The sequence below is a fragment of the Bacteroidota bacterium genome, assembly GCA_018816945.1.
Lineage (GTDB): Bacteria > Bacteroidota > Bacteroidia > Bacteroidales.
Genome location: JAHIVC010000070.1, coordinates 1 through 11,488 on the forward strand (window position 1 = coordinate 1; position 11,488 = coordinate 11,488).

General features: G+C 36.6%; 9 protein-coding genes. 5 read left to right on the forward strand and 4 right to left on the reverse strand.

Annotated features, from left to right (window positions below):
- Positions 1 to 298: 298 nt before the first annotated feature.
- Positions 299 to 1,336 (reverse strand): 2-oxoacid:ferredoxin oxidoreductase subunit beta, encoded by a 1,038-nt coding sequence (locus KKG99_10690; GenBank protein MBU1013463.1) that lies wholly within the window; start codon positions 1,334 to 1,336, stop codon positions 299 to 301.
- Complete coding sequence (locus tag KKG99_10695) at positions 1,333 to 3,192, reverse strand: 2-oxoacid:acceptor oxidoreductase subunit alpha (protein MBU1013464.1); 1,860 nt, start codon at positions 3,190 to 3,192, stop codon at positions 1,333 to 1,335. Before KKG99_10695 ends, KKG99_10690 begins: the two co-directional genes overlap by 4 nt.
- 364 nt (positions 3,193 to 3,556) lie before the next feature.
- On the opposite strand from KKG99_10695, the gene KKG99_10700 reads away from it, so the two are divergent.
- The 5 genes from KKG99_10700 (at position 3,557) to KKG99_10720 (ending at position 10,205) form a co-directional block, all read left to right on the forward strand.
- The gene (locus tag KKG99_10700) at positions 3,557 to 3,724 is read left to right on the forward strand and encodes a 4Fe-4S binding protein (GenBank protein ID MBU1013465.1); all 168 of its coding nucleotides are present in this window, start codon (positions 3,557 to 3,559) and stop codon (positions 3,722 to 3,724) included.
- Between the two features lie 146 nt (positions 3,725 to 3,870).
- Positions 3,871 to 6,717, forward strand: a complete 2,847-nt coding sequence (locus tag KKG99_10705) for a 2-oxoglutarate dehydrogenase E1 component (GenBank protein MBU1013466.1) — start codon at positions 3,871 to 3,873, stop codon at positions 6,715 to 6,717.
- Positions 6,718 to 6,810: 93 nt separating this feature from the next.
- A complete protein-coding gene (odhB, locus tag KKG99_10710; protein ID MBU1013467.1) occupies positions 6,811 to 8,079 on the forward strand; it encodes a 2-oxoglutarate dehydrogenase complex dihydrolipoyllysine-residue succinyltransferase in 1,269 nt (422 codons plus the stop codon).
- 29 nt (positions 8,080 to 8,108) lie between these two features.
- Complete coding sequence (gene nadB / locus KKG99_10715) at positions 8,109 to 9,674, forward strand: L-aspartate oxidase (GenBank protein MBU1013468.1); 1,566 nt, start codon at positions 8,109 to 8,111, stop codon at positions 9,672 to 9,674.
- Between the two features lie 15 nt (positions 9,675 to 9,689).
- Entirely contained in the window at positions 9,690 to 10,205 is a 516-nt protein-coding gene (locus tag KKG99_10720) for a gamma carbonic anhydrase family protein (protein ID MBU1013469.1), read from the forward strand.
- A 101-nt stretch (positions 10,206 to 10,306) separates the two neighbouring features.
- Here KKG99_10720 and KKG99_10725 read toward each other — a convergent pair whose 3' ends face one another.
- Positions 10,307 to 10,819: an OmpH family outer membrane protein gene (locus KKG99_10725; protein MBU1013470.1), complete on the reverse strand. Its 513-nt coding sequence runs from the start codon at positions 10,817 to 10,819 to the stop codon at positions 10,307 to 10,309.
- Positions 10,820 to 10,934: 115 nt separating this feature from the next.
- Positions 10,935 to 11,480, reverse strand: coding sequence for an OmpH family outer membrane protein (locus KKG99_10730; protein ID MBU1013471.1), 546 nt, complete (start codon positions 11,478 to 11,480; stop codon positions 10,935 to 10,937).
- Positions 11,481 to 11,488 lie beyond the last annotated feature (8 nt).

Consider the following 11,488-nt stretch of genomic DNA (forward strand, 5'->3'; position numbering starts at 1 on the left):
TGATTTCTAAACAATTTTTCATACCCTAAATAAGTCATTAAAAAAAAGCCATCGCATTTGCATGTGGTGGCTTTTAATTACTAACCTTATTTTAATCTATGAAACTAACGGAAATGCGATTAAGCTGTACTCGTCTATGTTTTAAAATCAAATTCTATATATAAGACAAGCAAGTATTCAAAAAGGGTGATTATTATCTGATTATTTTATAAAAATGGATTGTATGTGCTTGCTTACTTTTAAATAAAAAAGCCCTCATCCGATGGAAAAGGGCTTTAAATATTTTGAAAAAGAACGTTTAAATTTCCCAGGTACTTCCACTCTTCAATAGGTCATCAACACATTTGATGTGCGAATTTTGCTTTGCATAACTGATTGATTTAGTCATCAAATCCTCGTAAGTATCAGTTTCTACTGCTCTAATAATGCCTAATGCAACAGGGAATTCAGGGACTTGCATCTTTGAAAGCATGACATGGATTCCCGGATCGGGGTTGTATGGATCATGGACCAACAAATCTAATTCAGTAATTCCATTTTCTCCGATCACAACCGTTTCAAGTCGGGTTCCTTTCAATACAATTCCTTTATTTCGATCAGCACCATAAATCATTGGTTTTCCTGCTTCCAAAATTAACTGATTATCGTCTTTTGTCTCCTTTGCAGTAATCAAATTATGGACTTTATTATTGAAAATAACACAATTTTGCAGGATTTCAACAACCGAAGTTCCTTTATGTTTGGCTGATTCAACCAAAATATCGGTCATCATCTTTGGATTGGTATCAACTACACGGGCAAAAAACTTACCTTGAGCACCAATGATCAATTCGCCAGGATTAAATGGTTCTTCAAATGATCCCTGAGGTGAAGTTTTAGTGATACTACCTTTAGGAGTTGTTGGTGAATACTGACCTTTGGTAAGGCCATAAATTTTATTGTTAAACAAAAGAATGTTTATATCTATATTTCGTCGAACCACATGAATAAAGTGATTTCCTCCAATCGCCATGCTATCACCATCACCGGTGATCATCCAAACCGATAGGTTCGGATTGGCGATTTTAACTCCAGAAGCAATGGCAGCAGCCCGTCCATGAATACCATGAATACCATAAGTATTCATGTAATATGGAAAACGAGAGGAACAACCAATTCCTGAAACAACCACAAAATCTTCTTTTCGAACTCCCATTTGGGGGAATACTTTTTCCATTGATTTCAAAATGGCATGATCGCCACAACCAGGGCACCACTTAACCATTTGATCACTAACAAAATCCTCTCTTGTTAATTGAGGAATGTTTTGAATGTCTATATGTTGATCTGCCGTCATGATTTTTGATCATTTAAGATGGAGATAAATTTTTCTTCTAATTCGGAAACCATAAAAGGCAATCCCTGAATTTTATTATACTGCTGGTAATTGTATGCCGGGAATTTCATTCTTAAATAATTTACAAATTGACCATTGTTCAATTCGCAAACCAGAATCTTTTTGAATCTTTTTAGTATATCTTCGGTATTCTTAGGCAAAGGATGGATATACTTGAAATGTGCCATACTGATTGTATGTCCATCTGCCAGCATTTTCTCAACTGCTGTGAGCATCACTCCATATGTTCCGCCCCAGCTGACAACTAAAACATCGCCTTCCTCAGCACCAATAATTTTCTGCTCAGGAATAAAATTAGCAACCCGTTGTACTTTTTCATCCCTGATCTGGGTCATGATTTGGTGATTCATCGGATCGTGAGATACGTTGCCTGAGCCATTTTCTTTTTCCAGACCACCAATTCTGTGACGTAAACCCTCGGTTCCGGGTACGGCCCATTGGCGACTTAGCTTGTCTGTATTTCTTAAATAAGGTTTATATACAGGATCATTTGCTTTTGCAAGAGGAGGAGTTATCTTAGGCATCTGTGCCATTTTAGGAATACGAAATACTTCTGATCCGTTAGCCAAAGCACCATCCGTAAGCAGGATTACCGGAGTCATGTGCTCAACAGCTAATTTAGAAGCTTCAAAAGCTGAATAAAAACAATCTTCAGAAGTAATCGCGGCAATAACAATTACCGGTGCTTCCCCATTTCGTCCAAACAAAGCCTGATACAAATCGGATTGTTCAGATTTAGTCGGCAGACCTGTAGATGGTCCGCCTCTTTGTACATCAACAATAACAATCGGCAGTTCGGTCATTACTGCTAGGCCGATGGCCTCACTTTTTAATGAAAGTCCCGGACCTGAAGTGGTTGTAAGTGCAAGCGAACCTGTATAACTGGCCCCGATAGAAGAACAAATACCTGCAATTTCGTCCTCAGCTTGAAAAGCTTTGGCCCCTAATTGTTTATGTTTGGTGAGTTCTTGCAGGATTTCAGTTGCAGGAGTAATAGGATAAGAACCCAGAAAAAGTTGTAATCCTGATTTTTCAGCAGCTGCTAAAAAGCCCCAAGCTGTAGCAACGTTTCCGGTAATATTTCTGTAAGTTCCCTTTTCAAGAACAGCGGGTTGTACATTATAAGTTTGGCTAATTGCTTCAATATTCTCGGCAAAATTAAAACCAGCCCGAAGTACTCTTTTATTAGCCTCAACGATAATTGGGTTTTTCTTAAACTTTCGTTCAAAAAATTCATTGGTTTTTTCAAGCTCCCTATTAAAAAGATAAAGAACGATTCCCAACGCGAACATATTTTTACTCTTAAGAGCCACCTTGTTATCAAGATCCAGTTCCTCAACCGCTTTTTTGGTCAACATTGAAATTGGAGCCTTAATTACATTAAAGCCATCCAATGAATTGTCTTCAAGCGGATTTCTTAAATAACCGGCTTTCTCGAACCCTTTATCAATAAAGGTATCAGAATCAACAATAATTGTAGCACTTGGTTTGGTCCACTTCAAAGTAGCTTTCAAAGAAGCAGGGTTCATGGCTACCAATACATCGGCTAAATCGCCTGAAGTATGTATATTGGTATGCCCAAAATGAATTTGAAATCCTGATACCCCGGCAACAGTTCCTTGAGGTGCCCTAATTTCGGCCGGATAGTCGGGAAAGGTAGCGAAATCGTTACCTGCAAATGCGGCGGAATCTGAAAACAAAGCTCCCGTCAATTGCATCCCATCGCCAGAGTCACCAGCGAATCTTAATACTACATTGTCTAATTCAACAATCGGATTCTTTTTCGTATTATCCATCATTTGATGTTTAAAAAACACGGCAAAGTTAAAGCATTTATTTCTGTTGCATCAAAGTAAAGCTGAATTTTTTCAATAGACTGTTATTTTTTTCACAATAAATAAACTACCATCTTACTACCTGATCTTGTATTACTTACATTTGTTAAAATATAAACAATTCAACCCATCGCAATTTTGTATAAATAATAAATTAGACATAAATGCTACCGAAGTATTTAATTATCAATAAGAACCGATGGCTTAACTCCTTAAATTTCTGTTATTTAGAATGCATATAAATTAATTATGCACTCTTTGATTGGCAGAAACTCATTATATTTGCATAAAATATTTTTCTATTATTAACATAAAATAAAAGATCATGGCTTATAAAATAAGTGACGATTGTACCGCTTGTGGTACTTGTATTGACGAATGTCCTGTTGATGCAATTTCTGAAGGTGACATCTATGTAATTGACCCGGACGTATGTACAGACTGTGGTTCATGCGCAGACGTTTGCCCAGTTGAAGCAATTTCACCTGAATAAAATAAAAGCTATTACGAAGAATTGCACAAAAGTTCATCCATAGGATGGACTTTTTTTTTGAACATTTGTGAAACTATTAACTGTAAGTCTAAGTAAACAAGCTGATTAATTATTATTACTTTTGCAATTAAATTAGCTTAATAAGGATGGATAAGTTTTCTTATTTAAACAATATTGACCCGGATGTAATTGAAAATCTTTACCAGAATTTTAAAGAAAATCCTGGTTCGGTTGATGAAAGTTGGAGGATGTTTTTTGAAGGATATGAATTTTCAAGAACCAACTACGCCCAAACAGAAAACAATATCAGGGTTTATCCCGATGAATTTAAAGTTATCAATTTAATAAATGCCTATCGCCAACGAGGACACTTATTTACTAAAACTAACCCTGTTCGGGCACGCCGAAAATATAGCCCAACGCTTGATATTGAAAATTTCGATCTGACAAAATCTGATCTGGAAAGAAATTTTCAGGCAGGAAATGAAATTGGAATAGGAAGAGCTACACTTCAACAAATCATTGATCATCTTAACGCGACCTATTGTCAATCAATCGGAGCTGAATACACGTATATCCGAAACATTGGAATACTTCAATGGCTTCGTGATAAAATGGAATCAACCAAAAATTCACAAACGCTTGAACTAAAACAAAAGTCACATCTTCTGGAAAAGTTGGCCCAAGCGGTAAATTTTGAAAAATTTATTCATAAAAGATTTCCCGGACAAAAAAGATTTTCGTTAGAAGGTGCAGAATCACTCATCCCTGCAATGGATGCAATTATTGAAAAGGGAGCTGAGGCAGGAAATGAAGAATTTGTAATAGGATTGGCACATCGGGGCAGGCTTAATATTCTGGCAAATATTTTAAAGAAACCTATCAGGGAGATTTTTAGTGAATTTGAGGGAAAAGAATACGATGATGAAACTTTGCTTGGCGATGTAAAATATCATCTTGGATACACTTCTAAACAAAAAACTGCCGGAGGAAAGGATATTCAACTGACACTTTCGCCAAACCCATCTCACCTTGAAGCCGTTAATCCGGTGGTTGAAGGGATCGTCAGGGCCAAGATTGATCATGATTATAACGGTGACACAAATAAAATAACCCCAATCCTGATCCATGGTGATGCATCCATTGCCGGACAAGGAATAGTTTACGAAGTTATTCAGATGGCAGGTTTATCAGGTTATAAAACCGGAGGAACCATACACCTGGTTATTAATAACCAAATTGGTTTTACCACCAATTATCTCGATGCACGTACGAGTACCTATTGCACGGATATAGCCAAAACAATACAATCACCTGTTTTTCACGTGAATGGTGATGATGTTGAGGCAGTCGTTTACGCGGTTGAATTGGCCATTGAATTCCGTACAAAATTTGGTAAAGATGTGTTTATTGACCTGCTTTGTTATCGTAAATATGGACATAATGAAGGCGACGAACCACGTTTTACACAACCCTTACTCTACAAGATAATTGAAAAGCATCCTAATCCACACGAGATTTACAAGAAAAAACTTCTTGAAAAAGGAGACATCACTGAACAGGAATGCGAAAAAATAGAATCCCGAATTTCAGGATCGCTCGAACAAAGTTTTGAAGATTCTAAAAAAATTAAAAAATCACATATAACTTTCTTTTTAGAAGAAACCTGGAAGAATATCCGAAAAGCCAAGGTTGGTGATTTTTACTTATCACCGGATTCGAGTGTTTCAAAAGAGTTATTGATTGAGATTGGTACTCAAATTTCATCCATCCCCGATCATATAAATCTCTTCCGAAAAACAGTTAAATTACAGCAGGATAGGCTTAATATGATTGAAGATGGTCAGGCCCTTGATTGGGCCATGGGCGAATTACTTGCTTACGGCAGTTTATTGATGGAAGGAATCCCTATCCGCTTGAGCGGGCAGGATGTGGCTCGTGGCACATTTAGTCATCGGCATGCGGTTTTACGATTAGAAGATTCGGAAGAAGAATACCTCCCTTTAAACCATATCAAAAATAAAAAAGCTTCGATTGAAATTTTCAATTCTCCCTTATCAGAATATGGAGTACTGGGATTTGAATATGGTTATTCACTAACCTCACCTCATAGTCTTACAATTTGGGAAGCTCAATTTGGTGATTTCAACAATGGTGCCCAAATTATTATCGATCAGTTTTTAAGTAGTGCCGAAGACAAATGGAACGTAATGAATGATTTGGTTTTGTTACTTCCACATGGTTATGAAGGACAGGGTCCCGAACATTCCAGTGCACGATTGGAACGATTTCTGATTTTATGTGCTGAGAATAATATGCAGATCGTAAATTGTACAACCCCTGCCAATTTTTTTCATGTTTTACGTCGCCAATTCAAAAGGGATTTCCGAAAACCTTTGATCATCTTCACTCCAAAAAGTTTGCTTCGACACCCAAAATGCGTTTCTCCTTTAGCAGATTTTACGGTAAACGGATTTAAAGAAGTATTAGATGATCATAGTGCAGATCCGGATCAGATAACAAAAGTTGTATTTTGTAGTGGTAAAATTTATTACGATTTACTTGCAGAAAAACACAAACTGAATAATACGACTATTGCGCTTGTGCGGCTCGAACAAATTTATCCATTGCCAATTAAGCAACTCCGATTAATCATTAAGAAATACAAAAACAGTAAAAACTGGATTTGGGTACAGGAAGAACCCGTAAACATGGGAGCATGGACATTTTTACATCATAATTTTAATGATGTTCCGTTAAAGAACATTGCCCGACCTGCAAGCGGTTCACCTGCAACTGGTTCTTCTAAATTTCATGCAATCAGGCAACAAAAAATTATTGATAAAACGTTCGAAGAATGTAATTGCCCGAATTTATTGAAAGAATGTGAAATGGTTTGTATTGGGAATAAATGGCGTACCTTTGAGAAAGAGATAAAAATTGATCCTAAAATGAGTGACAGCAGTTCTTTTTCAGCCCTAAAAAAGCTCTAATTTATATGAAATGCACATAAGACTTGTGTCATACAAACCGAGGATGATTATATGGGCATTCCATGTGGCAAGAAAGAAATAAATTATAAACACATGAAAATTGAAATAAAAGTTCCCAGTCCGGGTGAATCAATCTCCGAAGTTCAATTGGCCAAATGGTTGGTTGAAAACGGTGATTTTGTTCAAAAAAATCAGGAAATTGCCGAAGTTGATTCGGATAAAGCAACCTTAAGCATTGCTGCCGAAGATGCAGGCACCATCGAGATAATGGTGGAAGCAGGTGAAACGATCGCTGTTGGAACCATTATTGCAGCTATCAATACGTCTGCAAAAGCCCCGGGAAAAACAGCTTCTGAGCTTCCAAAATCAATTGTTCATGATATAATTCCGGAGAAAAAACCAGAACCAATTAAAATTGAATCGGAGAAAGGAATAAATAAAGTAACCTCCGAGATAGGTTTTGCGCACATTTCACCTTTGGCTCAAAAACTAATGAGCGAACATCACATTGATGAAGCACAACTCATTCATTTTTTCAGGAATCAAAGGTTATCCAAAAAGGATGTTGAATTTTATTTAAGCAGCAAAGAAAAAAACACTGATCATAAAACCATTGCAAATACTGTAACAAGCCGAGATGTTGAAAAAGTAAAAATGTCGACCCTTCGATTAAAGCTTGCAAAAAGATTGGTTTCTGTAAAGAATGAAACTGCGATGCTCACTACTTTTAACGAGGTGAATATGGGTCCGGTAATGGAAATTCGGCAACAATATAAGGATGTCTTCAAAGAAACTCACGGTGTCGGACTTGGGTTCATGTCATTCTTTACAAAAGCTGTGGCTGAAGCATTAATCTTATTTCCACAAATTAATGCCCAAATTGACGGTGAAGAGATCGTTCATTTCAAATATGCTGACATCGGTATTGCAGTTAGTGCCCCTAAAGGATTAATGGTTCCGGTGTTGCGCAATGCAGAAGGAATGAGCCTGGCCGAAATTGAACTTAAAATAAAAGAACTGGCAACCAAAGCCAGGGATAATAAAATTACACTTGATGACATGACAGGAGGTACCTTTACGATCACCAATGGTGGTGTTTTCGGGTCAATGCTCTCCACTCCTATTATCAATCCTCCACAAAGTGCAATTTTGGGCATGCACAATATTGTGGATCGCCCTGTTGCAGTGAACGGCAAGGTTGAAATTCAGCCAATCATGTACCTTGCTTTATCTTACGATCATCGCATTGTTGACGGAAAAGATTCGGTAAGTTTTTTGGTAAAAATCAAAGAATTAATCGAAGATCCTTCCAAATTGTTATTTGGTGGACAAGATCCTATAAAATCCCTTTTAGGTATATAGTTTAATTTGAATTTTGAATTGTATTAGTCATGCGTAAAAAATTTGATTTTTTGGTTATTGGCTCCGGGATTGCCGGTTTGAGTTTTGCACTTAAAGTAGCTGAGTATGGTACCGTTTGTATTATCAGTAAAGAAAAAGCCGAAGAAACAGCAACTAGATATGCCCAGGGCGGGATCGCAGCCGTAATGTATTCGCCCGATACCTATGAAAAACATATTCGTGATACCATGGTTGCAGGTGATGAACTAAGCAATCCCGACATTGTTAGGTTAACCATTACAGAATCAACCGAACGAGTCAAGGAACTTATAGAATGGGGTACGAAATTCGACCTGAAAGATTCAGGTAAATACGATTTGGCAAGAGAAGGGGGCCACTCAGAGTATCGCGTTCTTCATCATAAGGACAGCACCGGACAGGAAATTCAACGAGCACTGCTTAGTCAAATTCAAAACCATCCAAATATCGAACTGCTTGAAAATCATTTTAGTCTGGATTTGATTACCCAACATCACCTAAAAATGGAGGTAAATAAACAGACGAAAGATGTTAAATGTTTTGGATCTTATGTTTTAAATATCAAAACGAATAAAATCCATACAATACTTTCAAGAATTACTCTGCTTGCAACCGGAGGATTGGGAAATTCCTACAGTACCACAACCAATCCCAAATTAGCCACCGGTGATGGTGTAGCTATGGTTTACCGTGCTAAAGGAGTTATTGAGAATATGGAATTTATTCAATTTCATCCAACCTCACTTTACAATCCTGGCGAAACCCCATCTTTTCTGATAACAGAAGCCATGCGAGGGTTTGGAGGAATTCTAAAGACCCAAAAAGGTGAAAAATTCATGAATAAATATGACGAAAGGGGTTCATTGGCCCCTCGTGATATTGTAGCTCGTGCCATCGATTCGGAATTGAAACAAAGCGGCGACGATCATGTTTATTTGGATTGTACCCATTTAGATAAAAACAAACTGATCGTCGAGTTCCCAACAATCTATGCTAAGTGCTTAAGCATTGGAATTGATCTTACCAAAGAAATGATTCCCGTAGTTCCGGCTGCACATTATTCATGCGGAGGCATTAAAGTTGATGAATATTCAAGAAGTTCCATCCAAAATTTATATGCTTCGGGCGAATGTGCTTCAACCGGTTTACACGGGGCCAATCGACTGGCTTCAAACTCACTGCTTGAGGCGGCCGTTTTTTCGCACCGGGCAAGTGTAGATGCAATAAAGGTTTTTAAAAATATTAATTTTTGCAACGAAGTTCCCGATTGGGATTCATCAGGTACTGTGCTGAATGAAGAACTTGTTTTGATCACTCAAACATACAGAGAACTTCAATTGATTATGACAAACTATGTTGGTATTGTTCGCTCAAATTTAAGACTTCAAAGAGCCTTGACACGTCTCAAACTTATTTATAAAGAAACAGAAGATCTATTTGACAAATCGATACTTACCATTCAAATTTGTGAATTAAGAAACCTTATAAATGTTGCCTACCTGATCACGAAAATGGCAATGAACCGGAAAGAAAGCAGGGGCCTGCATTATTCAATTGATTATCCAAAAGATAAATAAAACATTAACCCTTAAATGGCACTCATAAAAGAAGTTAATGGTTTTCTTCCCCAGATCGGCACTGATTGTTTTATTGCCGAAAATTCGACCATTATTGGGGATGTCATTATAGGCAATAAATGCAGTATTTGGTTTAATGCTATCATAAGGGGCGATGTACATTATATCAGAATTGGGAATAATGTTAACATTCAGGATGGCACAATCATCCATTGCACTTATCAGAAATCACCTGTTAATATTGGCAATAATGTTTCAATTGCCCATGGTGCAATTATTCATGGGTGTACAATTAAAGATAATGTGTTAATTGGGATGGGTGCTATTATTATGGATGATGCGGTAATTGAAAGTAATTCGATAATCGCAGCCGGGGCAGTAGTATCAAAAAACACCCATGTTACCTCAGGAAGCGTTTATGGTGGCATTCCTGCAAAAAAAATAAAAGAAATTGATAAAAACTTGGTTGAAGGTGAAATTGAACGTATTGCAAATAGTTATTCACTTTATGCAAGTTGGTATAAAAAATAGAGAACAAATTCTTTTATCAGAAGATTTTTAACCATTAAGATAGTAATCACACAAAAAAAGCCGAATCCTGCAGATCCGGCTTTTTAATAGATTTTAATTGCTTACTTGATGCCTAATTTAGCTTTTACTAAAGGTAAAATGTTTTCCCCTTTTTCAAAATAAATTACTGCACCAACGCTAAGATCAAAAATATAAGTATAACCATTTTCTTTGGCTACTGCATTGATCGCTTCTTTTGCACGATTGGTAACCGGAGCAAAGAGCTGAGCTTGTTTAGCCTGAAGGTCAGAGTCAGCTGATTGCTGAAATTGTTCAATTCTACTTTGCAAATCATTCAGTTCTCTTTCTTTAGTTTGTTTAATGATTTGTGACATGGTAGCCAAGTTGCCTTGGTACTCTTGTACTTTACTCTGATATTCCTGGTACATTACCTGCATTGTTTGCTCTAATGAGCTTCTATATTCTGTTATTCTTGCTTCAACGGTATCTTTACCTGGCATAACTTGCATTAATTCAGCAGAATTAATGTATCCCAATTTTGCATTAGTTTGTGCAAACAAACAAGAAACACTTCCTAATAACACCAAGCTTATAACAACTACAATTTTTTTCATTTTTTAAGATTAAAGTTCATAACCAGATTAAGTCGCAAATTTATACAAATAAATCAAAATTCGTAAATTTAATTTATTAATAAATCTTAAAATTCACATCAAAATATACAAAAAGCTATCTTTTACGATCCTCGCGCCTAACAGTTTGTATTAAGGTCCCAACCACATCTAAAACATCATCGCTAATGTCGAGGCTTGGATCAGTATAAAGAATGGAAAGTCCTGCGGCCTTGTCAAAAACAAAGCCATAATTTTTCTCTACCGCAATTTTTGAAATTGCATTATACACTTTCTCCTGTATTGGCTGTATTAGTTCTTTTCGCTTTTGGTCAAGTTCACCTTCCGAACCAAATTTCCTTTGTTGAAGTTCATGGATTTGTTGTTCTTTTGAAACAATTTCAGCCTCTCTCTTTTTTCTTAATTCCTGTGGCAATAAAACTGCTTCATTTTGGAAATTCTCATATAAACGTGATATTTCGGCAAACTTTGCTTCAATTTCCGATTGCCAGGTAACTGACAAATCGTTTAAATAATCTTGAGCATCTTTATATTCAGGAATATTTGAAAGAATGTATTCCGAATCGACATAGGCATATCTTTGAGCATTTGCTCCTATCACCATCAACAAAATAATGATTAATGTTAAAGTTATCTTTTTCATATTTTTTC

What these genes read in the sequence shown, in the direction of transcription:
- KKG99_10690 (MBU1013463.1), bottom strand. Translation starts at nt 1,336, where the DNA reads ATGACGGCAGATCAACATATAGACATTCAAAACATTCCTCAATTAACA.
- KKG99_10695 (MBU1013464.1), bottom strand. Translation starts at nt 3,192, where the DNA reads ATGGATAATACGAAAAAGAATCCGATTGTTGAATTAGACAATGTAGTA.
- KKG99_10700 (MBU1013465.1), top strand. Translation starts at nt 3,557, where the DNA reads ATGGCTTATAAAATAAGTGACGATTGTACCGCTTGTGGTACTTGTATT.
- KKG99_10705 (MBU1013466.1), top strand. Translation starts at nt 3,871, where the DNA reads ATGGATAAGTTTTCTTATTTAAACAATATTGACCCGGATGTAATTGAA.
- odhB (MBU1013467.1), top strand. Translation starts at nt 6,811, where the DNA reads ATGAAAATTGAAATAAAAGTTCCCAGTCCGGGTGAATCAATCTCCGAA.
- nadB (MBU1013468.1), top strand. Translation starts at nt 8,109, where the DNA reads ATGCGTAAAAAATTTGATTTTTTGGTTATTGGCTCCGGGATTGCCGGT.
- KKG99_10720 (MBU1013469.1), top strand. Translation starts at nt 9,690, where the DNA reads ATGGCACTCATAAAAGAAGTTAATGGTTTTCTTCCCCAGATCGGCACT.
- KKG99_10725 (MBU1013470.1), bottom strand. Translation starts at nt 10,819, where the DNA reads ATGAAAAAAATTGTAGTTGTTATAAGCTTGGTGTTATTAGGAAGTGTT.
- KKG99_10730 (MBU1013471.1), bottom strand. Translation starts at nt 11,480, where the DNA reads ATGAAAAAGATAACTTTAACATTAATCATTATTTTGTTGATGGTGATA.